This is a genomic window from Pseudomonas sp. AD21 (assembly GCF_002878485.1).
In the GTDB taxonomy this organism is placed as follows: Bacteria; Pseudomonadota; Gammaproteobacteria; order Pseudomonadales; family Pseudomonadaceae; genus Aquipseudomonas.
Genome location: NZ_NQYG01000002.1, coordinates 182808 through 208506 on the forward strand (window position 1 = coordinate 182808; position 25699 = coordinate 208506).

Annotated in this window: 21 protein-coding genes; 9 read left to right on the forward strand and 12 right to left on the reverse strand. The window is 60.8% G+C overall.

Annotated features, from left to right (window positions below):
• Positions 1-62: 62 nt before the first annotated feature.
• Complete coding sequence (emhR, locus tag PseAD21_RS02110) at positions 63-695, reverse strand: efflux system transcriptional repressor EmhR (protein WP_102354289.1); 633 nt, start codon at positions 693-695, stop codon at positions 63-65.
• A gap of 267 nt (positions 696-962) precedes the next feature.
• On the opposite strand from emhR, the gene emhA reads away from it, so the two are divergent.
• The 7 genes from emhA to PseAD21_RS02150 all read left to right on the forward strand — a co-directional run bounded on the left by emhA (position 963) and on the right by PseAD21_RS02150 (position 11008).
• Complete coding sequence (emhA, locus tag PseAD21_RS02115) at positions 963-2120, forward strand: efflux RND transporter periplasmic adaptor subunit EmhA (protein WP_102354290.1); 1158 nt, start codon at positions 963-965, stop codon at positions 2118-2120.
• Positions 2121-2123: 3 nt separating this feature from the next.
• Positions 2124-5273, forward strand: a complete 3150-nt coding sequence (emhB, locus tag PseAD21_RS02120) for an efflux RND transporter permease subunit EmhB (RefSeq protein WP_102354291.1) — start codon at positions 2124-2126, stop codon at positions 5271-5273.
• Positions 5270-6730, forward strand: coding sequence for an efflux RND transporter outer membrane subunit EmhC (emhC, locus tag PseAD21_RS02125; RefSeq protein WP_102354292.1), 1461 nt, complete (start codon positions 5270-5272; stop codon positions 6728-6730). The genes emhB and emhC overlap by 4 nt, the downstream gene beginning before the upstream one ends.
• A 416-nt stretch (positions 6731-7146) precedes the next feature.
• Positions 7147-8406, forward strand: a complete 1260-nt coding sequence (locus PseAD21_RS02135; protein ID WP_102354294.1) for an OprD family porin — start codon at positions 7147-7149, stop codon at positions 8404-8406.
• A 188-nt stretch (positions 8407-8594) separates the two neighbouring features.
• Positions 8595-9785 (forward strand): FAD/NAD(P)-binding oxidoreductase, encoded by a 1191-nt coding sequence (locus tag PseAD21_RS02140; protein WP_102354295.1) that lies wholly within the window; start codon positions 8595-8597, stop codon positions 9783-9785.
• A gap of 26 nt (positions 9786-9811) precedes the next feature.
• A complete protein-coding gene (locus PseAD21_RS02145) occupies positions 9812-10168 on the forward strand; it encodes a hypothetical protein (RefSeq protein ID WP_102354296.1) in 357 nt (118 codons plus the stop codon).
• 21 nt (positions 10169-10189) lie between these two features.
• Complete coding sequence (locus PseAD21_RS02150; RefSeq protein ID WP_102354297.1) at positions 10190-11008, forward strand: methyltransferase domain-containing protein; 819 nt, start codon at positions 10190-10192, stop codon at positions 11006-11008.
• A gap of 104 nt (positions 11009-11112) precedes the next feature.
• On the opposite strand, the gene pcaC is transcribed toward PseAD21_RS02150, so the two are convergent.
• The 11 genes from pcaC to pcaR all read right to left on the reverse strand — a co-directional run bounded on the left by pcaC (position 11113) and on the right by pcaR (position 22145).
• Positions 11113-11505, reverse strand: coding sequence for a 4-carboxymuconolactone decarboxylase (gene pcaC / locus PseAD21_RS02155; protein WP_007917093.1), 393 nt, complete (start codon positions 11503-11505; stop codon positions 11113-11115).
• 13 nt (positions 11506-11518) lie between these two features.
• The gene (gene pcaD, locus PseAD21_RS02160; protein ID WP_102354298.1) at positions 11519-12307 is read right to left on the reverse strand and encodes a 3-oxoadipate enol-lactonase; all 789 of its coding nucleotides are present in this window, start codon (positions 12305-12307) and stop codon (positions 11519-11521) included.
• Positions 12308-12319: 12 nt separating this feature from the next.
• On the reverse strand, positions 12320-13684 hold the full coding sequence (locus PseAD21_RS02165) for a 3-carboxy-cis,cis-muconate cycloisomerase (RefSeq protein ID WP_102354299.1): 1365 nt from the start codon (positions 13682-13684) through the stop codon (positions 12320-12322).
• Between the two features lie 45 nt (positions 13685-13729).
• Positions 13730-15025 (reverse strand): MFS family transporter, encoded by a 1296-nt coding sequence (locus tag PseAD21_RS02170; protein ID WP_102354300.1) that lies wholly within the window; start codon positions 15023-15025, stop codon positions 13730-13732.
• A gap of 202 nt (positions 15026-15227) precedes the next feature.
• Positions 15228-15794 carry a protocatechuate 3,4-dioxygenase subunit alpha gene (gene pcaG, locus PseAD21_RS02180; protein WP_102354302.1) on the reverse strand — a complete coding sequence of 189 codons (567 nt, stop codon included), beginning with the start codon at positions 15792-15794 and terminating at the stop codon, positions 15228-15230.
• A gap of 1 nt (position 15795) precedes the next feature.
• Entirely contained in the window at positions 15796-16500 is a 705-nt protein-coding gene (gene pcaH, locus PseAD21_RS02185) for a protocatechuate 3,4-dioxygenase subunit beta (protein WP_102354303.1), read from the reverse strand.
• A 37-nt stretch (positions 16501-16537) separates the two neighbouring features.
• On the reverse strand, positions 16538-17743 hold the full coding sequence (pcaF, locus tag PseAD21_RS02190; protein ID WP_178082078.1) for a 3-oxoadipyl-CoA thiolase: 1206 nt from the start codon (positions 17741-17743) through the stop codon (positions 16538-16540).
• The gene (locus PseAD21_RS02195) at positions 17740-18519 is read right to left on the reverse strand and encodes a CoA-transferase subunit beta (protein WP_102354305.1); all 780 of its coding nucleotides are present in this window, start codon (positions 18517-18519) and stop codon (positions 17740-17742) included. Before PseAD21_RS02195 ends, pcaF begins: the two co-directional genes overlap by 4 nt.
• Positions 18519-19376: a CoA transferase subunit A gene (locus tag PseAD21_RS02200; protein ID WP_003222404.1), complete on the reverse strand. Its 858-nt coding sequence runs from the start codon at positions 19374-19376 to the stop codon at positions 18519-18521. Before PseAD21_RS02200 ends, PseAD21_RS02195 begins: the two co-directional genes overlap by 1 nt.
• A 286-nt stretch (positions 19377-19662) precedes the next feature.
• The gene (locus tag PseAD21_RS02210) at positions 19663-21009 is read right to left on the reverse strand and encodes an MFS transporter (protein WP_102354306.1); all 1347 of its coding nucleotides are present in this window, start codon (positions 21007-21009) and stop codon (positions 19663-19665) included.
• A 293-nt stretch (positions 21010-21302) separates the two neighbouring features.
• Complete coding sequence (gene pcaR / locus PseAD21_RS02215) at positions 21303-22145, reverse strand: pca regulon transcriptional regulator PcaR (protein WP_102354307.1); 843 nt, start codon at positions 22143-22145, stop codon at positions 21303-21305.
• 648 nt (positions 22146-22793) lie between these two features.
• Here pcaR and PseAD21_RS02220 point away from each other — a divergent pair.
• Together PseAD21_RS02220 and PseAD21_RS02225 are read left to right on the forward strand one after the other, a co-directional pair.
• Positions 22794-22994, forward strand: coding sequence for a hypothetical protein (locus PseAD21_RS02220; RefSeq protein ID WP_003222398.1), 201 nt, complete (start codon positions 22794-22796; stop codon positions 22992-22994).
• Between the two features lie 374 nt (positions 22995-23368).
• Entirely contained in the window at positions 23369-24844 is a 1476-nt protein-coding gene (locus PseAD21_RS02225) for an inorganic phosphate transporter (RefSeq protein WP_025110748.1), read from the forward strand.
• Positions 24845-25699 lie beyond the last annotated feature (855 nt).

Consider the following 25699-nt stretch of genomic DNA (forward strand, 5'->3'; position numbering starts at 1 on the left):
TGAAGCAGGGACATTTCCCGCTTCAAGCCTTGACACGAACGGATCCAATTACGCATTTTGTTTCATTTGCGCAGGCTGGGGCTCAGGCGCAGCATATCCAGTCCTGTATCGACCCAGCGCTCGGCTTCGGCATGCAATTCAAAGCTGTCCGGCGCCAATAGCCATCCATACAGAAGGCCATCGATATACGCATGAATGCTGATGGCCGCCCGGGCAGTGTCGAGATTTTCCGGCAACTGGCCGCGATTTACCGCATTACGCAGGGTCAGGGCGATGCGCGTGTTGCAATCGAGACTGACTTCCCGGCGCTGCTGGCGCAGATCGCACATTTCATCGGTGAACTCGCACTTATGAAACAGAATTTCGTTGATACGCCGGGTCTTCGGGTCCATCGCAACTTGATGAAACAAATGAATCAGCAATTCGCGCATGCAACCCAGCGGATCCAGCTCGTCCTCACTTTCACTGGCTCTGGCCAGCTCATCGAGCGGCTCACGCAAGGAGTCGAGCATGGCCTGTACCAGATCAGCCTTGTTGCTGAAATGCCAATAGATGGCACCGCGCGTGACGCCGGCCATCGTCGCGATATCCGCCAGGGTCGTGCGGGCCACGCCCCTTTCATAAAACGCTTTCTCGGCCGCTTCGAGAATCTGGCTTCGCGTTTCCTGAGCTTCCTCTTTGGTACGACGGACCATGGCAGTAAAACCTCAAACAGGATGTTTCAGGGATGGCTGAATATCCGCTGAATAAAGAAGGGGCCGATCTCTCACGAATCGGCTCCCCGGCCTACAATTTCAAACCTTGCGACGATTTCTGTAACAGGGTGGGTACGACGCCAAGGTATTTACAAACAACCATGAACGTAAGTATATTCCTTAGCAAGCTACTTATCCACTCGACCCGATTTTTTTACCCTTCCACACTTCTTGTGCGCATTTTGCGCGCCTGACCCGAGGATCTTCATGCAATTCAAGCCAGCTGTTACCGCTCTGGTCACTGCCGTCGCCCTGGCATCGCTGCTCAGCGGATGTAAAAAGGAAGAAGCGGCCCCGGCCGCTCCGCCCCCTCAGGTCGGCGTCGTCACCCTGCAACCACAAGCGTTCACCCTGACGTCCGAACTGCCGGGCCGCACCAGTGCGTACCGCATCGCTGAAGTTCGACCGCAGGTCAACGGCATCATTCTCAAGCGTCTGTTCAAGGAAGGCGGCGACGTCAAGGCCGGCCAGCAGCTGTATCAGATCGATCCGTCGGTCTATGAAGCGACCCTGAAAAGCGCCGAAGCCAACCTGCGTTCGACCAAGTCGATCTCCGATCGCTACAAGCAACTGGTCGATGAGCAGGCCGTCAGCCGTCAGGAATACGACACCGCCGTGTCCAACCGCATGGAATCGGAAGCGTCCTTGCAGAGCGCGCAGATCAACGTGCGTTACACCAAGGTCTATGCGCCGATCTCCGGTCGTATCGGCCGCTCTTCGGTGACCGAAGGCGCTCTGGTCAGCAATGGCCAGGCAGACGCGATGGCGACGATCCAGCAGCTGGACCCGATCTACGTCGACGTCACCCAGTCCTCGGTTGAACTGCTGGAACTGCGTCGCGAGCTGGAAAGCGGTCGCCTGCAGAAAGCCGGTGACAACTCGGCAGCGGTCAAGCTGACCCTGGAAGACGGCAGCCAGTACAAGCTCGACGGTAAGCTGGAATTCTCCGAAGTGTCGGTTGATCCGACTACCGGTTCCGTGACCCTGCGCGCCGTGTTCCCGAACCCGGATCACACCCTGCTGCCAGGCATGTTCGTACGCGCCCAGTTGCAGGCCGGGGTCAACGCCGCTGCCATTCTGGCGCCGCAACAAGGCGTGACCCGTGACCTCAAAGGTACGCCGACCGCACTGGTTGTCGGCCCGGACAACAAAGTTGAACTGCGCCAGCTCAAGGCCAGCCGCACCGTCGGCAGCCAGTGGCTGATCGAAGATGGCCTGAAAGCCGGCGATCGTCTGATCACCGAAGGCCTGCAGTTCGTTCGCCCAGGCGTTCAGGTCAACCCGACCGAAGCGACCAACGTAGCCAAGAAGAACCCGGCCCCCGCTCAGGCAGCTGACAAAGCCGCTGGCGGCAAAGGGGAGTAACTCATGTCGAAATTCTTTATCGACCGTCCGATTTTCGCCTGGGTAATTGCCTTGGTGATCATGTTGGTCGGGGCTCTATCGATCCTGAAATTGCCGATCAACCAGTATCCGAGCATTGCGCCTCCGGCCATCGCGATCTCCGTGACCTACCCGGGTGCTTCGGCACAAACGGTTCAGGACACTGTGGTCCAGGTGATCGAGCAACAGCTCAACGGTATCGACAACCTGCGTTATGTATCGTCGGAAAGTAACTCCGACGGCAGCATGACCATCACCGCGACCTTCGAGCAAGGCACCAACTCCGACACCGCGCAGGTCCAGGTTCAGAACAAGCTGAACCTGGCCACCCCGCTGCTGCCGCAGGAAGTGCAGCAACAGGGTATCCGCGTGACCAAGGCAGTGAAGAACTTCCTGCTGGTGATCGGCGTGGTGTCGCGTGACGGCAGCATGACCAAGGACGACCTGTCCAACTACATCGTGTCGAACATGCAGGATCCGATCTCGCGGACCGCCGGTGTCGGTGACTTCCAGGTCTTCGGTGCCCAGTACGCAATGCGCATCTGGCTCGACCCGGCCAAGTTGAACAAGTACAACCTGACCCCGGCTGACGTCAGCTCCGCGATCTCGGCGCAGAACGTCCAGGTGTCTTCCGGTCAGCTCGGCGGTTTGCCGGCGCTGCCTGGCCAGCAACTGAACGCCACGATCATCGGCAAGACCCGTCTGCAGACTGCCGAGCAGTTCAAGGCGATCCTGCTGAAGGTCAACCAGGACGGTTCGCAAGTGCACATCGGCGATGTCGCCGACGTCGGTCTGGGTGGCGAAAACTCGACCATCTCGGCGCAGTTCAACGGCAAGCCGTCGTCCGGTCTGGCGGTCAAGCTGGCCAACGGCGCCAACGCCCTGGACACCGCCAAGGCCCTGCGCAAGACAATCGACGAGCTTAGCCCGTTCTTCCCTGAAGGCATGGAAGTGGTGTTCCCGTACGACACCACTCCGGTGGTGACCGAGTCGATCAAGGGTGTAGTTGAAACCCTGGTCGAAGCGATCGTGCTGGTGTTCCTGGTGATGTTCCTGTTCCTGCAGAACTTCCGCGCCACCGTCATCACCACGATGACCGTGCCGGTGGTATTGCTCGGTACGTTCGGCATCCTCGCGGCGTTCGGTTTCAGCATCAACACCCTGACCATGTTCGGTATGGTGCTGGCCATCGGCTTGCTGGTGGACGACGCCATCGTCGTGGTGGAAAACGTCGAGCGGGTGATGAGCGAAGAAGGCTTGTCACCGAAGGAAGCGACCAAGAAGTCCATGGGCCAGATCCAGGGCGCCCTGGTCGGTATCGCCCTTGTCCTCTCGGCAGTATTGCTGCCGATGGCGTTCTTCAGCGGTTCTACCGGTGTGATCTACAAGCAGTTCTCGATCACCATCGTCTCGGCCATGGCCCTGTCGGTAATGGTTGCGCTGATCTTCACCCCGGCCCTGTGCGCGACCATGCTCAAGGCGATTCCGAAAGGTGAGCACGGCACGCCGAAAAAAGGTTTCTTCGGCTGGTTCAACCGCAGCTTCGACCGTGGCGTTCGTAGCTATGAGCGCGGCGTCGGCAACATGCTGTCGCGCAAGGCACCTTATCTGCTGGCGTACCTGCTGATCGTGGTCGGCATGATCTGGCTGTTCACCCGCATTCCGACCGCGTTCCTGCCCGAAGAAGACCAGGGCGTACTGTTCGCCCAGGTACAGACTCCGGCCGGTTCCAGTGCCGAACGTACTCAAGTCGTGATCGACGAAATGCGCTCCTACCTGCTGGAGAAAGAGTCCGGCGCGGTGGCTTCGGTGTTCACCGTGAACGGCTTCAACTTCGCCGGTCGTGGTCAGAGCTCGGGTCTGGCGTTCATCATGCTCAAGCCATGGCACGAGCGCGATGCGAGCAACAGCGTGTTTGCCTTGGCTCAGCGTGCGCAGCAACACTTCTTCAGCTTCCGTGATGCGATGGTGTTTGCGTTCGCCCCGCCTGCGGTACTGGAGTTGGGTAACGCCACCGGTTTCGACGTGTTCCTGCAGGACCGCGCCGGTATCGGTCACGAAAAACTGATGGAAGCCCGTAACCAGTTCCTCGGCATGGCCGCGCAGAGCAAGGTGCTCTACCAGGTGCGTCCGAACGGTCTGAACGATGAGCCGCAATACCACCTGGAAGTTGACGATGCGAAAGCCCGCGCCCTCGGCGTGAGCATTTCCGACATCAACAGCACCCTGTCAATCTCCTTCGGTAGTAGCTACGTCAACGACTTCATCGACCGCGGTCGGGTGAAGAAGGTGTACGTGCAAGGTCAGGCCGGCGCTCGCATGAGCCCTGAAGACCTGAAGAAGTGGTACGTGCGCAACAGCGCCGGAACCATGGTGCCGTTCTCCGCATTCGCCAAGGGCGAGTGGATCTACGGATCGCCGAAACTGGCGCGTTACAACGGTGTGGAAGCGATGGAGATCCTCGGTTCTCCGGCGCCGGGTTACTCCACCGGTGAAGCGATGGCCGAAGTCGAAGCGATTGCCAAGAAGCTGCCGGCCGGTGTCGGTATCTCCTGGACCGGTCTGTCCTACGAGGAGCGTCTGTCCGGCTCGCAAGCGCCAGCGCTGTACGCCCTGTCGCTGCTGATGGTGTTCCTGTGTCTGGCGGCGCTGTACGAGAGCTGGTCGATTCCGATCGCCGTTATGCTCGTGGTACCGCTGGGGATCATCGGTGCGTTGATGGCCACCAGCCTGCGCGGTCTGTCCAACGACGTGTACTTCCAGGTGGGTCTGTTGACGACCATCGGTCTGGCGGCTAAAAACGCCATTCTGATCGTCGAGTTCGCCAAGGAACTGCACGAGCAAGGGCGCAGTCTGCGCGATGCCGCGATCGAAGCGTGCCGCATGCGTCTGCGACCGATCATCATGACCTCGCTGGCATTCGTCCTCGGTGTAGTACCGTTGGCTATCTCCACTGGCGCCGGTTCAGGCAGTCAGCACGCGATCGGTACCGGTGTAATTGGCGGTATGCTCACGGCTACGATCCTGGCGATCTTCTGGGTCCCACTGTTCTTCGTCACGGTTTCGTCCATGGGCCAGCGTAAAATCGCCGACCAGGACGAGACGACTGAAACTCCTAAAGAGGCTGGCCAATGAGCAAGTCGCTACTCTCCATCGCAGTCGCCGCCTTCGTGCTGAGCGGTTGCTCGCTGATACCCGATTATCAGCAGCCTGAGGCTCCGGTCGCAGGTCAGTACCCGCAAGGGCCGGCGTATTCGCCGGCCCAGGCACCGGCACAGGCCGCTGCCGAGCAGGGCTGGAAGCAGTTTTTCCATGACCCGGCCCTGCAGCAGTTGATCCAGGTGTCTCTGGAAAACAACCGCGACCTGCGTGTCGCGGCGCTGAACATCGACGCTTACGCGGCTCAGTACCGCATCCAGCGGGCGGATCTGTTCCCGGCGGTGTCGGCCAACGCCAGCGGCAGCCGCCAGAGGATTCCAGCCCGAGCCTCGGCGAGCGGTGATTCGAACATCACCAGTTCCTACTCGGCCACCGTCGGCATCAGCGCCTACGAGCTCGACCTGTTCGGTCGGGTTCGCAGCCTGAGCGAACAAGCGTTGCAACAATACTTCGCCACCGAAGAGGCGCGCCGCAGCACCCAGATCAGTCTGGTGGCCAGCGTGGCCAACGCCTACCTGACCTGGCAGGCCGACAAGGAACTGCTCAAGCTCACGCAAGACACCCTCGGTGCCTTCGAGGAAAGCTACAAGCTGACCAGCCGCAGCAACGAAGTCGGTGTGGCCTCGGCGCTGGACCTGGCACAGTCGCGCACCTCGGTGGAAAACGCCCGGGCGCAACTGGCGCGTTATACCCGTCAGGTGGCTCAGGACGAAAACAGCCTGACACTGCTGCTCGGCACCGGCATCCCGGCCAACCTGCAAACGGCCAAGCCGCTGTCGGATGACCTGCTCAGCGACGTACCGGCCGGTCTGCCATCGGACCTGCTGCAACGTCGTCCGGACATCCTGCAAGCCGAGTACAACCTGAAGGCCGCCAACGCCAACATCGGCGCCGCCCGTGCAGCGTTCTTCCCGAGTATCAGCCTGACCGCCAACGCGGGCAGCCTGAGCCCGGACCTGTCCGGACTGTTCAAGGGTGGTTCGGGCACATGGCTGTTCCAGCCGCAGATCAACCTGCCGATCTTCAACGCCGGCAGCCTGCGCGCCAGCCTCGACTACGCCAAGATCCAGAAGGACATTGGCGTGGCGAACTACGAGAAGTCGATTCAAACCGCCTTCCAGGAAGTCGCCGACGGCCTGGCCGCCCGCCAGACCTACACCGAGCAGTTGCAAGCGCAGCGTGACTTCGTTCAGGCCAACCAGGATTACTACCGCCTGGCCGAGCGTCGTTACCGCATCGGTGTCGACAGCAACCTGACCTTCCTCGATGCCCAGCGTCAGCTGTTCAGCGCGCAACAGGCGCTGATCACCGACCGCCTCGCGCAGCTGACCAGTGCGGTCAACCTGTACAAGGCCTTGGGCGGTGGCTGGAATGCGCAGACCGCGCAGAACCAACCGCTGAAAGAAGAAGCACCGAAGATGAAGCTGTTCTGATCATCATTCGGTAATACAAGGAGCCCACCGATTGGTGGGCTTTTTGTTGCCCTTCAGAAAGGTGCTTTGCCTGGGCTGGCCCTATCGCGAGCAGGCTCACTCCTACATTTGGAATGCATTTCCCTGTAGGAGTGAGCCTGCTCGCGATGAGGCCCTCAAGATCACCACAATAACCGGCTCAATCTTGCGTTCGATAATCGCCCAAAACCCGCTTTCCCCGATTGAAACCGCGCCCACGCACGCCGCACCATTCGTCCCACAAAACCAATAACAACAGGTTCGACACCATGCTCCCGCGCCCTGCCCCGTCCGGCTGATCGCCGCCGCTTCCCCCCTGAATTCCAACGCCTGTCTGCGCCCCGAAAACGGCGGCAGCGAACCCGTTTGCCTTACAAAAACAAGAGAGTCCCGTGCCCATGACCACCTCCCCTGCGCCGTACGCATTTCCTGGCCTGATCGCCCTGGCCCTGACCGGCGCCGCCTTGCCCGCCGTCGCCGAAGAAACAGGTTTTGTCGAAGGCGCCAGCGCCAACCTGAACCTGCGCAATTTCTACATCAACCGCAACTTCACCAACCCGACCAAGGCGCAGGGCAAGGCTGAAGAGTGGACGCAGAGCTTCATCCTCGATGCCAAATCCGGTTTCACTCAGGGCACCGTCGGTTTCGGCATGGACGTGCTTGGCCTGTACTCGGTCAAGCTCGATGGCGGCAAAGGCACCGGAGGCACGCAACTGCTGCCGCTGGATCACGACGGCCGTCCGGCGGACAATTTCGGCCGCACCAACGTCGCGTTCAAGGCCAAACTGTCGCAGACCGAAATCAAGGTCGGCGAATGGATGCCGGTGCTGCCGATCCTGCGGTCGGATGACGGACGTTCGCTGCCGCAAACCTTCCGTGGCGGGCAGATCACCTCGAAGGAAATCAGCGGGCTGACCCTGTACGGCGGGCAGTTCCGCGCCAACAGCCCGCGCGACGACAGCAGCATGAGCGACATGTCGATGTTCGGTAAACCGGCGTTCACCTCCGATCGCTTCAACTTCCAGGGCGGTGAATACGTGTTCAATGAAAAACGCACGCAGATCGGCCTGTGGAACGCCGAACTCAAGGACATCTACAGCCAGCAGTACGTCAACCTGATCCACAGCCAGCCACTCGGCGACTGGACCCTGGGCGCCAACCTCGGGTTCTTCTACGGCAAGGATGACGGCAGCGCCCGCGCCGGCGAGCTGGACAACAAGACCTGGTCAGGAATGTTCTCGGCGAGGTACGGCGGCAACACCTTCTACGTCGGCCTGCAAAAACTCACCGGCGACAGCGCCTGGATGCGCGTCAACGGCACGAGCGGCGGCACCCTGGCCAACGACAGCTACAACTCCAGCTACGACAATGCGCAAGAACGTTCATGGCAAGTGCGCCACGACTACAACTTCGCCGCTCTCGGCATCCCTGGCCTGACCCTGATGAACCGCTACATCAGCGGCGACAACGTGCACACCGGAACCATCACCGACGGTAAGGAATGGGGTCGCGAGTCGGAACTGGGCTACACCGTGCAGAGCGGCACCTTGCGCGACCTGAACGTACGGTGGCGCAACTCGACCATGCGCCGTGACTTCAGCAACAACGAGTTCGACGAAAACCGCCTGATCATCAGCTATCCGATCAGCCTGCTCTGAACCCGCACGCCGGCGCTGAATGAGTGGCGCCGGCATCAACCACTGGTCAGCCCGGACTGGCGATTTGTCGAGGCGCAGATACAGTCAACAGAGTGTGTAAATTCTCCAGCCTGCTGTAGGAGCCCTTAGTTTTCTTCCGTTATCTCCGGATGCTGTACGCGAAGCTGCCTTGGCCACGGAGGTCAGGTATGAGCAAGCGAATAGTTATCGTCGGTGGCGGTGTAGGTGGAACCATGCTGGCCAATCAACTGGTCGGCAAGCTGTATCCCGAAGTTCTACGCGGCGACGTCTCGATCACATTACTGTCCAGTTCCCCCGATCATTACTACAAACCTGCGTTCATGTACGTGGCGTTCAGCCAGTTCTTCGAAGAGGAACTCAAACGTTCGGAACGCTCACTGTTGCGCCCGGAAATCAGTTTCCACGTTGAAGAAGTTACCCGCTTCGACTTTTCCGGGCAGCAATTGAGCACCCGAAACGGCAAGCGCTTCGACTATGATTTTCTGGTGATCGCCACCGGCTGCGTGCCGGCGCCGGAACGAATCGCGGGTCTGCAAGAAGCCGGCGACCACTTCTATCAATACCTTCCTGCCCGGCAGTTGGCGCAACGCCTGAACACCATCGAAAAAGGCCGGATTTTCATTACCGTATCCTTCCCGCAGACACCGAACGTCCCGCACCAATGCGGAATCGCGCCCGTGGAAACGACATTGATGCTGGATGATTTGTTGCGTCGCCGGGGCGTTCGCGAGCAAGTGGAAATCATCTACACCTACCCGACGGTTGCCCAGCTATTGCGCAATTGTCTGTTCTTGCAGCGCCCCACGGGTGAAATCCTGCCGAGCATCTTTGCCCGGAAAAACATTCATTTTCAGCGCGGCTTCACCTTGAGCCATGTGGATCCCGATGCAAAAGTCGCCTACTCAGCCGAGGGCGATGCGCAACCCTTCGACATCCTGATGGCTACTCCGCCAATCCAGGCCGTCGAGGTGGTGCGCGAGAGCGGCATCTCACAAGCCGCCAATGATGAAGGATGGCTGCCGACCAATCACGAAACGCTACAGGTCTACGGTCTGGAGAATGTCTACGTGATCGGCGACACCGTCGATCTGCCGGTCAGCAAGGCAGGCGGCGCCTGTCATAACCAGGCGCCGGTGATCGCCAACAACATCACCGCCCAGATCCGTCTTGGCGCACCCAACTCGGTATACGACGGTCGGGTACAGGCGGTAGCACAAATGGGCCTGAATGCCGGGATGCCACTCTGGTACGACTACGCCCACGATGTATTGCCGACACCCCCGACCAAATTGGGCGGTCTGCTCAGAAACGGTTTCAATCGCGGTCTTTACTGGGCGGTGGCCCGGGGAATGCTTTGACCCTGCACAGGGAGGAGTGATTGCTCATGAACATGCCCGAGGAAATGTCAGCCACGCCCGGGTTTACTGCGCTGATGGCAAAACTGCAGCCATTAATCGATGGAGGACGCCTGGAGAATATTGTCGACCTGCTTTCCCTGGTTTCCGATATCGCCGATCTGCTCGACGCGGCCATGGTGGAAAAACTCGCGCAATTATTCGAAAACAGCACTGTCGCCACCTGGACAGTCAGTAATGCAGTGCGCGTGGCCAAAGCCGAAGTATCGGCACAGTCAGCGGCGCCGGGCACTCTGGCGTTACTCAAACTGCTGAATGAAGAGGACACACGCAAAGGCGTGGCCATTGTCCTGAAAACCCTCAACGTCATTGGACGACAATTGTAATCCGCCAGAGAGGACCTCCTCATGAGCGCCAAACTCAAAACGGCAGGGAACGCCTGCACCCACTGGGACGCCAAGGCGTACCAGCAGTTTTCCCGTCTCAGGCAACGCCCGGTCAACGAATTGCTCGACCGTGTCGATCTGCACGACCCCAAACGCATTTATGACCTGGGCTGCGGCACTGGCATTGCCACGCAGCTGCTGGCCGAGCGCTGGCCGCGTGCGCAGTTGCTGGGCGTCGACAGCTCGCGGCAGATGCTTGATCAGGCCCGATGCCTGCCGATCAACGCCCACTGGCAAGAATGCGACCTGCTCGACTGGCACCCCGAACAACCCGCTGATCTGCTGCTCGCGGCGGCGGTGCTGCACTTCATTGGCGATCATCAACAACTGCTGCCGCGCCTACTGGGACATCTGCGTCCCGGCGGCTGTCTGGCGGTACACATGCCGGACTGGCGCGATGCGCTGTGGTATCGACTGATGCTCGACACCCTCGAGGACGCAGGTCCCGATCACACGCCCATGGGCACACCGCAACTGCGCCTGCAAATGGCGGCGCGACCGTTGTTGACACTGGAGGAGTACTACCGTTTGCTCGCACCGCTGACCACTTCACGGGACATCTGGGAAACCGAGCAATTGCAGGTGGTCGACGGCAAGTCGCCGATCTACGACTGGGTGAAGGTCTCGGCGCTGAGGCCGGTGATGCAGGCGCTGACGCCACAGGAACAGGCGCGGTTTATCTACCACTACCTGATGCGGGTGCATAAGCATTACCCGCCGGAGCAAAACGGGCAGACGCTGTTTCCGTTCAAGCGGATTTTCATTGTCGCCAAGGTGTGATGTGTCACGACAAGTATCGCCATCGCGAGCAGGCTCACTCCTACAGATGAACGCGTTCCATTGTAGGAGTGAGCCTGCTCGCGAAGGCGTCAGTTCAGGCACCATCACTCCCGGGATTCGACACCCAGCTCATCCCACACCGACTCCGCCAGATGGAATGTGGCATTGGCCGCCGGAATCCCGCAATAAATCGCGCTCTGCATGATCACTTCCTTGATCTCGCCGCGGCTCACACCATTGTTCGCCGCCGCGCGCAAATGCAGTTTCAGTTCGCCTTCGCGATTCATCCCGATCAGCATGGCGATGGTGATCAGGCTACGGGTGTGCCGTGGCAGGCCCGGGCGGGTCCAGATGTCGCCCCAGGCGTGGCGGGTGATCATCTCCTGGAATTCCGAATTGAACTCGGTCAGTGTGGTCAGGCTGCGGTCGACATGCGCATCCCCCAACACCGCGCGGCGCACCTGCATGCCTTCGTCGTAACGTTGTTTCTCGTCCACAAAAATCCCCTTATCAAGCGTTCAGAAACGCCAGCACACGGTCGCTGAAAGCCGCACCGGCCTGCACGTTGGACAGGTGCGCGGCATGGAACTCGGCGTACTCGGCGCCGCGCACACGCTCTTGAATGAAATGCCCGCCGGACGGCGGCGTCACCGCATCTTCAGTGCCGGCAATCACCAGCAGCGGCAGGTTGATCGAGGCCAGCTGATCACGGAAATCGGCATCACGCACCGCCGCGCAATTGGCCGCATAACCTTGCGGCGAAGTGGCCGCGAGCATGTCGGTGATTTTCTTTGCAGCGCCCGGATTGGCCGCCGAAAAGTCCGGGGTGAACCAGCGCGCAATCGATGCGTCGCGCAGTGCGACCATCGCTGCCGGACCATCGCGCAGCACGGTTTCGATGCGCGGATTCCACACCGACGGGTCGCAGATCTTCGCTGCGGTGTTGCACACGATCAACGTGTGCAGGCGATGACCGGCGTTGATCCCCAGCCACTGGCCGATCAAGCCGCCCATCGACAATCCGCAGAAATGCGCGCGTTCGATATGCAGCGCATCGAGCAGTCCGAGTACATCGCGGCCCAGTTGCTCGATGCTGTATGGCCCCGGCGTCACCAGCGACTGGCCGTGACCGCGGGTATCAAAACGCAGCACGCGAAAGTGTTCGGTGAAGGCCGGCATCTGCGCGTCCCACATGTGCAGATCGGTGCCCAATGAGTTGGACAGCACCAGCACCGGCGCATCCACCGGGCCTTCAATAACGTAATGAAGTTCGCCATCGGCGAGTTGAACGAAAGCCACAGCCCTCTCCTTTCAGACAGACAATGCGTTGTGTTCGGCCACTGCGCGCGCGACCCAGACTTGCGCCTGGCCGAGGTAATGCACGGGGTCGAGCAGATGATCCAGTTCAGCGCTGCTCAGTTCGGCAGTCACTTGCGGCTCGTCGCCGAGCACCGCGCGCAAATGGCGGTGTTCAGCCACCGCACGTTTGCAGCACTGCTCGAGCAAATGATGCGCGGTGTCGCGCCCGACTCGCTGCGCAAGGACGATGCTCACCGCTTCGGCCAGCACCAACCCTTGGGTCAATTCGAGGTTGCGCGCCATGCGGGCGGCGTCGACTTCCAGGCCATCAGCAAGCAATTGCGCCTGCTGCAACGCACCGGACACCAGGCAGCAGATCTCCGGCAGGGTTTCCCATTCGGCATGCCACAAGCCGAGGCTGCGTTCGTGCTCCTGGGGCATGGCGCTGAACAGCGTAGACAGCAGACCCGGCACCCGGGTCGCTGCGCCGATCAACACGGCTGCACCTACCGGATTGCGCTTGTGCGGCATGGTCGATGAACCGCCCTTGCCCGGTGCCGACGGTTCGAACACTTCCGCCGCTTCGGTCTGCATCAGCAGGCTGACGTCGCGACCGAGTTTGCCCAGGCTGCCGGCGATCAAACCGAGTACCGCGCCGAACTCGACGATGCGATCACGCTGGGTGTGCCACGGTTGCTCGGGCAGTGTCAGTTGCAGCTCTTCGGCCAGGGCCTGGGCGATCGGCAACGCCTGCCCGCCGAGCGCCGCGAGCGTGCCGGACGCACCGCCAAACTGCAGCACCAGCAGACGAGGCTTGAGTTCGCGCAGACGCTGACGACTGCGGGTCACCGCACCGAGCCAACCGGCGACTTTCATCCCGAGGGTCACCGGTGTCGCGTGTTGCAGCCAGGTGCGTCCGGCCAGTGGCGTCGCCGCATGACGTTTGGCTTGAGTGGCGAGTGAATCGGCAAGCGCTGTCAGATCGTTTTCAATCAGTTCCAGCGCCTGCCGCAATTGCAGGACCAGCCCGGAATCCATCACGTCCTGACTGGTGGCGCCCAGATGCACATAACGCTCGGCCTCGGCGTCGGTCGCAGCGATCTGTTTGCCCAAGACCTTGACCAGTGGAATCGCCGAATTGCCCGCCGTGGCGATGGCTTCACCCAGCGCGGCGAAGTCATACAGACCGGCCTTGCATGCAGCGGCAATCGGGGCAACGGCAGACGCCGGAATCACCCCGACCCGCGCCTCGGCCCGGGCCAGCGCCGCTTCGAAGTCGAGCATCGCCTGCACCCGGCCCTGATCGCAAAAGACCTGGCGCATATCGCGCGCAGTGAAGTAGGCATCGAACAATTGATTGCCCGGTCGCTGAGTCATAAACAGTCCTTGCCGGCGCGGGCCATCGCGGCCCGCGCACATCGTTTAGAGATCGTGGTGCAAGTACGCCGCCTGTTTCGGCAGGCGCAGGCTGAACAGGAACGCCACCGCCATCATCACCGTAACGTACCAGTAGAAGGCGTTTTCCATGCCCCCGGCTTTCAGGCTCAGGGCCACGTATTCGGCCGAACCGCCAAAGATCGCGTTGGCCACCGCGTAGGCCAGACCCACACCTAGCGCGCGGACTTCCGGCGGGAACATTTCGGCTTTCACCAGGCCGCTGATCGAGGTGTAGAAACTGACGATCGCCAGCGCCACGGTGATCAGCACGAAGGCCAGAATCGGGCTGCTGACGCTTTTCAGGCTCAGCAGGATCGGCACCGTGAACAGCGTGCCGAGTGCGCCGAACCAGAGCATCGAATTACGTCGGCCGATCTTGTCGGCGAGCATGCCGAACAGCGGCTGCATGCACATATACAGGAAGAGCGCGCCGGTCATGATGTAACTGGCGGTCTTGGCGTGCATGCCGGCGGTGTTCACCAGGTACTTCTGCATGTACGTGGTGAAGGTGTAGAAAATCAGCGAGCCACCGGCGGTGTAACCGAGCACGGTGATGAACGCCGCTTTGTGATCGCGGAACAGCGCACGGATGCTGCCGGCATCCTTGTTCTCGCGCATTTCCTTGCTGGCGGTTTCTTTCAGCGAACGCCGCAGGAATAGCGAAATCACCGCCGCCACCGCACCGACCACAAACGGAATCCGCCAGCCGTAAGCACGCAGTTCGTCTTCGCTGAGGAACTGCTGCAGGATCACCACCAGCAGCACCGCCAGCAGTTGTCCACCGATCAGGGTCACGTACTGGAACGAGGCGAAGAACCCGCGCTGGCCCTTGAGCGCGACTTCGCTCATGTAGGTCGCGGTGGTGCCGTATTCGCCACCCACCGACAAACCTTGCAGCAGACGCGCGAACAGCAACAGCAGCGGCGCCCAGACACCGATGCTGGAATAGGTCGGCAAACACGCGATGAGCAGCGAGCCGAAGCACATCATCAGCACCGAAATCATCATCGAGGTCTTGCGGCCCTTCTTGTCCGCCAGCCGGCCGAAAATCCAGCCACCAATCGGGCGCATCAGGAACCCGGCGGCGAACACCCCGGCCGTGTTGACCAGTTGCACTGTGGGATTGTCGGAGGGGAAGAACGCCGGGGCGAAATAGATCGCGCAGAAGGCGTAGACATAGAAGTCGAACCATTCGACCAGGTTGCCGGACGAGGCACCGACAATCGCGAAGATGCGCTTGCTGCGCTCTTCGCCGGTGTAATGAGCGGTGGTAGTTGTCATTGTTTTTTACTCTGAGGGGACAGGTGAGAGTCTAGACACACTTCGCAACAGTCCCGTTCCACAGTTCCATCTGCAACACAGTTGATCGTTCCCACGCTCTGCGTGGTAACGCATCCCGTGACGCTCCGCGTCACAGTGGACGCGGAGCATCCATGGCGGCATTCCCACGCAGAGCGTGGGAACGATCATTGGTGGTGTTCTTTTAATAATCGAAGAACACCGTCTCCGCCTCAGTGCCCTGCAAAATCACATTCCACCGGTAAACACCCGAGACGTCCTTTTTCGCCAGCAACGTCGCACGACGCTCAGCCGGCACGCACTCCAGCAACGGATCATCAACATTCGCCGGGTCGCCTTCGAAGTAGATGCGCGTCAGCAAGTGCTTGACCAGCCCACGGGCAAACACCAGCACCACCAGATGCGGCGCCTGGGTCGAGCCCTTCAGGCCTTCGACCGTGCCCGGCTTGATCGTGGTGAAACGGAAGCGCCCTTCGGCGTCCACCGGCACCCGACCGAAACCTTCGAAATGCGGGTCCAGCGGCTTGTCCTGCTCGTCTTCCGGGTGCGCGTACTTGCCGGCGGCGTTGGCCTGCCAGACTTCGAGCATCGCGTCGTTGACCACATCGCCGTTGCCGTCAACGACTTGGCCGGTGATCGCCACGCGCTCGCCGAGGGTTTGTTCGACCGCGAGGTTTTCGCGGTTCAGCCAAGTCAGGCCGATGTGGTAATACGGCCCGACGGTGTGGGACGTGGTGGCAGTCAGCGTCATCTTATTTCTCCATCGGCGTGGCGTCGCGGCCGCGCAAGACGATGTCCCAGCGATAGCCAAGGGCGTAGGACGGAATGGTTTTTTCCAGATCGAAACTGGCGATCAAACGTTCCTTGGCCGAGGTGTCCGGCACGCAGTTGTAGATCGGGTCGTAGGCCAGCAGCGGGTCGCCGGGGAAGTACATCTGCGTCACCAGACGAGTGAGGATGCTCGGCCCGAACAGCGAAAAGTGAATGTGCGCCGGACGCCACGCGTTGTGGTGATTGCCCCACGGGTAAGCGCCTGGTTTGATGGTCTGGAACTGATACCAGCCGTCGGCGTCGGTCACGGTGCGGCCAGTGCCGGTGAAGTTCGGGTCCAGCGGTGCGTCGTGCAGGTCACGCTGGTGGTTGTAGCGGCCGGCGGCGTTGGCCTGCCAGATCTCCACCAGAATCCCCGGTACCGGCAGACCGTTTTCGTCGAGCACGCGGCCGTGAAGGATGATCCGCTCACCCAACGGTTCGCCGTCGTGCTGGGCGGTCAGGTCGTTGTCCTTCTCGGCGACGCGCTCGGCACCGATGGTCGGGCCGGTGATCTCCGATAACGAATGCGGCAGAAACACCAACGGCTTGGACGGCGAGCGCAGGTTGGTGGATTGATACGTCGGGTGCAGGTACTCAGGCTGAGTGCCTTCCTGCGGACGACGGTAGCCAGGCTTGTCAGTCATTTCGCTTTCCTCTGTTCTTATCAGTCGACGCGCTGCGTCAGACGCGTTCGATCGCCAGGGCCAGACCCTGCCCTACTCCGACGCACATCGTCGCCAGACCTTTCTTGCCTTGAATCTTTTCAAGCTGATGCAACGCGGTCAGCACCAAGCGCGCGCCGCTCATCCCCAACGGATGGCCCAAGGCAATCGCGCCACCATTCGGATTGACCTGCGGCGCGTCGTCCGCCAATCCCAGTTCGCGCAGGACTGCCAGGCCCTGGCTGGCGAAGGCTTCATTGAGTTCAATCACGTCGAAATCGCTGACCGCCACGCCGAGGCGCTCGATGAGTTTGCGCACCGCCGGCACCGGGCCGATGCCCATGACGCGTGGCGCGACACCGGCACTGGCCATGCCGAGCACTTTGGCGCGAGCGGTCAGACCGTGTTTCTTCACCGCTTCAGCCGAAGCGAGAATCAGCGCGGCGGCACCGTCATTGACGCCGGAGGCATTGCCGGCGGTGACGGTCTTGTCCGGGCCGTTGACCGGTTTGAGTTTGCTCAGCGCTCCAATCGTGGTGTCGGCGCGTGGGTGTTCGTCCTGGCTGACCACAGTTTCGCCCTTCTTGTGGGCGATCCGCACTTCGACGATTTCCTCGGCGAAGTAGCCCGCAGCTTGTGCAGCGGCAGTGCGTTGCTGGCTGCGCAGGGCAAACGCGTCCTGATCGGCGCGCGACACTTTATAGTCGTCAGCGACGTTGTCAGCGGTCTGCGGCATCGCATCGACGCCATACTGCGCCTTCATCAACGGATTGATGAAACGCCAGCCGATGGTGGTGTCTTCCAGTTTCATGTTGCGCGAGAACGCCGCGTCAGCCTTGCCCATCACGAACGGCGCGCGGGACATCGACTCGACGCCGCCGGCAATCGCCAGCTCCATCTCGCCGCTGGCAATCGCGCGGAACGCGGTGCCGATCGCGTCCATGCCCGAAGCGCAGAGACGGTTGAGGGTCACGCCCGGCACGCTGTCTGGCAGGCCGGCCAGCAGCAGCGCCATGCGTGCCACGTTGCGGTTGTCTTCACCGGCCTGGTTGGCGCAGCCGAGGAACACTTCGTCGATCGCGTTCCAGTCCACCGAGGGATTGCGTTCCATCAGTGCCTTGATTGGCACGGCGGCCAGATCGTCAGCGCGCACGGCAGCCAGACCACCGCCGAAACGGCCGATGGGGGTACGAATCGCATCGCAGATATACACGTCACGCATCATGCTTCTCCCGGAGCCTGGCCGTGGGCCGCGGCGGTGCGCGCTTCGAGGTCGCGCAACGCAGTCAGCTCGACCGCGGTCGGCTCAGCGGTGGTGGCGACATTGTCAGCAAAACGAATGGCCCAACCGGTGGCAGCGACCACTTGCTCGCGGGTCACACCCGGGTGCAGCGCGGTGACCACGAACTCATGGGTGCCCGCTTCCGGTTCCATGATGCACAGGTCGGTGATGATCCCGACCGGGCCGGCGCCCGGCAGGCCCAGACGTTTGCGCGAATCGCCGCCCTCGCCATGGCCGACCGAGGTGATGAAGTCGAGCTTGTCGACAAACGAACGCGCCGACTGCTTGAGGATGATCAGCACACTCTTGGCCGAGCCGGCGATTTCCGGCGCGCCGCCAGCACCCGGCAGACGGACTTTCGGGGAAAAGTAATCGCCGACCACGGTGGTATTGATGTTGCCGAAACGGTCGACCTGCGCGGCGCCGAGAAAACCGACGTCGATGCGCCCGCCCTGCAGCCAATAGCGAAAAATCTCACCGGTCGGTACGACAGTGTCGGCGGTTTCCGCCAGTTCGCCGTCACCGATCGACAGCGGCAGCACGCTGGGCTTGGCGCCAATCGGGCCCGATTCGTAGATCAGCACCACGTCCGGCGACGAAGTCAGGCGCGCGAGGTTGGCGGCTTTCGACGGCAGACCAATGCCGACGAAGCACACCGAGCCGTTCTTCAGGCGACGGGCCGCCGCGACGGTCATCATTTCATTGGTGGTGTAAGTCATTACTTGGCCTCCGAAGCAGCGGCCAACTTGGCCTGGAACTCGCTGAAGTCAGCGCAGCCATGGATGTACTCGTTGATCCACGCGGTAAACGTCTCACGGTCGCGAGCGATCGGATCCCACGCCTGATAGAAACGATTGTCGCGCTCGGTGTAACCGTGGGCGTAGGACGGATGCGCGCCGCCGGGTACGTGGCAGACCGCGCTCAAGGCCCAGGTCGGCAGCACGCAGGCGTTCATCGGTGCGTTGAGGTTATCGACGATCTCCTCGACGGTGACGATGCAGCGCTTGGCCGCCAGTGCGGCTTCTTTCTGCACCCCGAGAATGCCCCACAGCAGCACGTTGCCTTGGCGGTCGGCTTTCTGCGCGTGGATCACGGTCACGTCCGGACGCACCGACGGCACCGCCGCCAGCACTTCACCGGTGAACGGGCAGGTCACGGATTTGATCAGCGGGTTGACCTTCGGCAGGTCGGAACCGGCGTAGGCCCGCAGAACGGCGAACGGCAGGCCGGAAGCGCCGGCGACGTAGGCATTGGCCAGGTCGGCGTGACTGTGCTCTTCGATTTCCAGCGCATGCGGCCATTGCTTCTCGACCGCATCACGCAGACGGTGCAGCGAACCCACCCCCGGATTGCCGCCCCAGGAAAAGATCAGCTTGCGTGCACAACCGGCACCGATCAGTTGGTCGTAGATCAGGTCAGGCGTCATCCGCACCAGGGTCAGATCCTTCTTGCCCTGACGAATGATTTCATGACCTGCCGCCGTAGGGATCAGGTGAGTGAAGCCTTCGAGCGCGACGGTGTCACCGTCGTTGACGAATTGCTTCACCGCGTCGTGCAGCGAAAGGATCTCAGCCATGGAGCAGGCTCCCGTTATTGTAGTGAATCGCCAGTGATAAAAAGGCGCGAGGTTCAGCGCCGGAGTCACTGCAGATTAAGCCGCTGAAAATCACCAAACAATCCGATAATCGACTGAGTGTTCGTTTATCGAACGGATTGTTATCACCCTATCAATCAGATCAAAAGCATCGTCGGAACGCCGCCCGGAGCAAGCCCGTTCCCACATTTTGAAATGCATTCCAATGTGGGAGCGGGCTTGCTCGCGAAGGCGCCGGAACATTCAGCACGGATCAAAATGACTCAACTCAAGTCGCATCCGAATGACTCACCATGCCTTTGATCACCACAGCCGTGGTCGCCAACGCCGCCGGAATCACCAGCGCCGTCAACACCTGCTCGAAATTCCAGCCCAGGCCCAGCAGCGTCGCGCCCATCCACGCGCCGAGAATCGCGCCAAAGCGGCCAATCCCCAGCATCCATGAAACACCCGTCGCCCGGCCCTGGGTCGGATAAAACCGCGCCGCCAGCGAAGGCATTGCCGATTGCGCGCCGTTGACGCACATCCCCGCCACCAGTACCAACGTCGCCAGCAACGTGATGTTGCCCAGGCTCTGCCCCACCGCGTAGGCAAACACCCCGGCCAGCAGGTAGAAAATGCCGATGACCTTATGCGGATTGAAGCGATCCATCGCCCATCCCACAGCGACCGCGCTCAACACTCCGCCGAACTGGAACAGCGCGCCAATGAATGCCGCCTGCTCCATGCTCGCGCCGCTGTCACGCATCAGGGTCGGCAGCCAACTGGTCAGCAGGTACACGATGACCAGGCCCATGAAATAGGTCAGCCACAGCAGCAAGGTGCCGGTGCTGTAGGTACCGGAAAAGATCACCGCGAACACGTTGCGCGCCTTGACGGTTTTCTGCTCCGGCACGCTGAAACTCGATGCCTGCGCCACGGCAAGCGGATCGATCGGCGACAAGGTCTTGCGTACTTTGTCGGTGCCGCGATTGCGCACCACCAGATAGCGCGCCGATTCCGGCAGCCAGAACAGCAACACCACAGCGAGGATCAACGGCAGGATCCCGCCGATCATCAGCAGGCTGTGCCAGCCGAACGCCGGGATCAGTTTCGCCGAAATGAAACCGCCGCCGGCCATGCCGAGGTTGAAGCCGCAGAACATGCTGGTCACCAGCAACGATTTCTTGCGCTCCGGGGTGTATTCCGAGAGCAGCGTGGTGGCGTTGGGCATGCCAGCACCCAGACCGAGGCCGGTGAGGAAACGCAGCACCAGCAGTTGCTCGACGTTGGTGCTGTACGCCGAGGCCAGGCTGAAGGCGCCGAACAACAGGACGGCGCCGACCAGCACGACTTTGCGCCCGAAGCGGTCAGCCAGCGGGCCGGAGCCGAGTGCGCCGAAGACCATGCCGATCAGCGCGGCGCTCATCACCGGGCCGAGGCTGGCGCGGTCGATGCCCCAGTCCTGGGACAACGCCGGAGCGATGAAGCCCATCGCGGCGGTGTCGAGGCCATCGAGAAACACAATCAGGAAACACAGGATCACCACCCGCCACTGATAGCGCGAGATCGGTTGGGCATTGATGAAGGTCTGCACATCGAGGCAGTTACCTACAGCGGACTGAGGCTGGTTCATTATTTTTATTCCACGCAAAAAACGCAGTCGAACGGCGGCCGGCCAAAGAGCGGCACGGACACAAGAATAGAAGGTCGGATCAGGCGTTGCGCAGAATCCGGCAACAGGGAATGGGGCTGAGACAGTCGGGGAGCATGCGCATGGTGAGTTGCCTCTTGTCATTATTATGGGAGTCGACAATCCGGCAGGCTCATTCACATCTGCGCCGGATGACGCTGCCGCGACATTAATGAGCCGGGGGTTTTAGCGTCAATTCGATAAACGCAACACTGTGCGTTTATCGAACAGCTTCATCAGGCGAACAGCTGCGCGCTGAGGTCACGGCTGGCACTGAGCAGGCCCGGCAGAAAGCGTTGTTCCAGCTCGTTTCGAGTGACGCGGCCGGCGTGGGTACTGACGTTGAGCGCCGCGACCACCTGGCCCGACGCGTCGTAGACCGGCACCGCAATCGAACGCAGGCCTTGTTCGAGTTCCTGATCGACGATGCACCAACCCTGCTGCCGCACTTCCTGCAGGCATTCGAGCAAGGATTGCGGGGTGTGCAGGGTGCGACTGGTCTTGGCCACCAGTTCGGCATGGTCGAGGTATTCGCGCAGCGAGGTGTCGTCCAACGCCGCCAGCAGGATGCGCCCCATCGACGTGCAATAGGCCGGCAGACGCCCGCCCACCGACAGGTCCACCGAGATCAGCCGCTGGGTGGTCGCGGAACGGGCGATATAAAGAATGTCATCGCCTTCAAGCGTCGCCATGTTGCAGGCTTCGTGCAACTGCTCGCTCATGCGGTCGAGGTACGGCTGGGCGGAAACCGCCAGCGGCGTCGAGGACAGATACGCGTGGCCGAGCGTCAGCACTTTGGGCAGCAACGAGTACGTGCGGCCATCGGTGGTGGCATAACCCAGTTTGATCAAGGTGTGCAGGCAACGCCGCACCGCGGCGCGGGGAATTTCCGTGCGGTGGCTGATCTGGGCGATCGTCAGGTGCCGCTTGCGCTCTTGAAATGCCTGGACCACCGCCAGGCCACGGGCCAGCGAGGTCATGAAATCCGGGTCGCCAGTCAGCGCCTGGATACGCTTGGCCGGCGAAGCGACGATCGGCGGCGCCACGGAGGTGAAGGAGTTGCGCATTTGATCGTTCATTTCTTGTCCTTTTTTCCGGCACGGATCAATGGCTATACAAGCGGCTCGCCGACCGATGCACAAGGGCCGGGATGCCAAGATTGGGCGATTATCGAACCACCGGCCGATTATCGCAATCGCCTGCCGCCCAGCCTTGCTCGGCCTCAAGGAAATATTTCCTAAACTTTGTCGAGCCGCTGAATCGATCCCTTAGTTGTTCGACTTAATGACGCCAGAAACACAACACCGGGCCAATAAAGGGTTGACCCGACTGCAACTACTGATAAAAAACGTCAGTCACAAAACAATCACACATCCAGAACCGTTTTTAACTTGGCAAAGATAGTCATTCCCGAATCGACCGCTATAATGCATCTCAGTGGCGCCCCGTTTTATTCGCCGAGACCGCCACCCGCCGACGCGATGCCAATCGCCGACAGCCCGGCCAGCGCTGACGCGCATGACTCATGCAACGCCAGCACTCGCTGAAACAGGAAACTGATGCTGCGTCAGTTTTAATCTGGTGCCGTAGCCGCCTGCAACATGGAAGTCTTGATCGCCCTGCCGATAACACCAATGCCCGTCCGGGTATGGCCTGTCGGTGGATCGCTCAATCGATTCGTTGCAGTCGTTCACCAGACATTTATCTCAACTCAAACAGGTAGCACTGTGACGAAAGACGAACTGCGCGCGGAACTTGAGCGCCAGGAACAACGTTACAAGGAAGTTTACGGCGGGGAAGTCACCACCTACGCCGCTCAACCGGAACCGGAACGCAAGGCATGGCGTAAACGCCCCACTGTTCAGGATCAGGTTTTCCAGCAAGAACTGAAAAAGATGGAAGAAGAACTCAAAACCGAAGAGCCATGACCGGACGATCCTGAGTTTTCGAGGGCTTGCGTCTGCACCGCTTACAAGCGCGGTGAAGCGACGATGCCTTGCGCGCCCGCTACCCGCGGGCAGCGGCTACCTCCCCCGTCTTGCACGGGAATGGAGCGTGTCGTACACGTTTCAGAGATATTTCACACAAGCGTTCGAGCCGTCTCCAACCTTGGCAAAACCCTTGGCTGAGCGTTATTTTTCAAGGCTAATCAAGGGATTGCAAAACCCTGCAAAACACTCGGCCATTGCACCTTGCAACAATTTAATTTGTTGAAGTGCGCTACCGATGAGCAGGTAGGGGATCGATTTCCAGTCTTTTCTGGCATAATCGCGCCCCCTTATGACCGGGTCAGAAAACCTTCATGATCGATTTATTCAGCGGACTGGATGCTTGGGTGCTTGTGAGCCTCTTGCTCGCCCTGACGTTTGTCCTCGCCTTCGAGTTCATCAATGGATTTCATGACACCGCTAACGCGGTAGCCACTGTTATCTACACCAAAGCCATGCCGCCTCACCTGGCGGTGTTCTTCTCCGGTGTGTTCAATTTCCTCGGCGTGTTGCTGGGCGGCGTTGGCGTGGCGTATGCCATTGTTCACCTGCTGCCGGTGGAACTGCTGATCAATGTGAACACCGGCCATGGCCTGGCGATGGTGTTCTCGTTGCTCGCCGCAGCCATCGCCTGGAACCTGGGCACCTGGTACTTCGGTATCCCGGCGTCGAGTTCGCACACCCTGATCGGCTCGATCCTTGGTGTCGGCCTGGCCAATGCCCTGATCAACGACATTCCGCTGGCTGATGGCGTGAACTGGCAGAAAGCGATCGACATCGGCGCCTCGCTGGTGTTTTCGCCCATGGCCGGTTTCCTCGTCGCCGCCCTGGTGCTGATCGGCCTGAAATGGTGGCGCCCGCTGTCGAAGATGCACAAGACGCCGGAACAGCGCCGCAAGATCGACGACAAGAAGCACCCGCCGTTCTGGAATCGGCTGGTGCTGGTGATGTCGGCCATGGCCATGAGCTTCGTGCACGGTTCCAACGATGGTCAGAAAGGCATCGGCCTGATCATGCTGGTGCTGATCGGTATCGTACCTGCGCAGTTCGTCCTCGACCTGAACAGCACCACTTACCAGATCGAACGCACCCGCGATGCGACTCTGCACCTGAGCCAGTTCTACCAGCGCAACGCCTCCACCCTCGGCGAGTTCCTGGCCCTGGGCAAGAGCGTTGAAGGCGACCTGCCGGAGAAATTCCGCTGCAACCCGCAGCAGACCGAACCGACCATTTCCGCCCTGCTGCACACGCTTAAAGGTGTCTCGGACTACCACTCGCTGCCGGCCGAAAGCCGCATCGAAGTGCGTCGCTACCTGTTGTGCCTGGACGACACCGCGAAGAAAGTCGCCAAGCTGCCAGGCCTTGAAGCCCGTGAAAAGGCTGACCTGGACAAGCTGCGCAAAGACCTGACCACCACCACCGAATACGCCCCGTTCTGGGTGATTCTGGCGGTCGCCCTGGCCTTGGGCCTGGGCACCATGATCGGCTGGAAACGTGTGGTACTGACCATCGGCGAGAAGATCGGCAAGCAGGGCATGACTTACGCCCAAGGCATGTCGGCGCAGATCACCGCCGCGAGCATGATTGGCCTGGCCAACATCTTCAGCCTGCCAGTGTCGACCACTCACGTGCTGTCCTCGGGCGTGGCCGGTACCATGGTTGCTAACAAGAGCGGCCTGCAAGGCGGTACTGTGCGCACCATTCTGCTGGCTTGGGTGCTGACCCTGCCGGCGACTGTGGCGCTGTCGGCTGGTTTGTTCTGGTTGGCTTCGAAGGCTCTGGGTAGTTGATAGTCGGCTTCAGGCTTTGATGAAAAGGCGCGATTCGAGAGGATCGCGCCTTTTTTTGGTTTGGGGGTTGGGGGTATATCCGTTTCTGCGGGTGTTGCCGCTGGCGGCTTCGCTCTTACAGCGAGTCCCTTTTTCAAACGCCAAAAAGGAAGCAAAAGGCTTTGCCCCGGCGTACGGCACTTTGCTGAGGCTCAGTGTTCCCTCGCTACGGTGTCCATCAGGGGCATCGCCTACGGTTGGCTTCGCTGCACCTCCTCTCGATGTATGCGGCTGCGCCGCACGGCGCTGCGCGCCTACCCCCTGATGAACACCTTCGCTCGGCCTGCCGAAGGGGCCGGTACGGCAAGATCAAGAGCCAAAGCCAAAGCCAAAGCCAAAGCCAAAGCCAAAGCCAAATCAAAAGATCGCAGCCTTCGGCAGTTCCTACAGGGGGATTGGTTGCATTCAGTTAGAACTTGGTCGGCTGACAGGCCGCCTTCGCGAGCAAGCCCGCTCCCACAATTGGACCGATTACATCCGGTAGAAAGTGGTCGGCTGAGGCCGCCTTCGCAAGCAAGTCGAATCGTCGCACCGCCGCTCCCACAGTGGGATTGGGCACATTCCGTTAGAAAGTGGTCGGCTTTCAGGCCGCCATCGCGAGCAGGCGAAGACCTACAGTTTTTAATTTGCGTACAACCCAAGCGGCGCAGCCGCCCCACTCAACAGGATGAGCGCAAGCTCGGCTGCAGCTCTTGATCTTCTGGCCCCATCGGCAGGCTGAGAGGAGGGATTCATCCGGGGGTGGGAGCGCAGCGACCGTTTGGCGCAGCCAAACACATCGAGAGGAGGTGCAGCGAAGCAAACCGGAGGCGATGC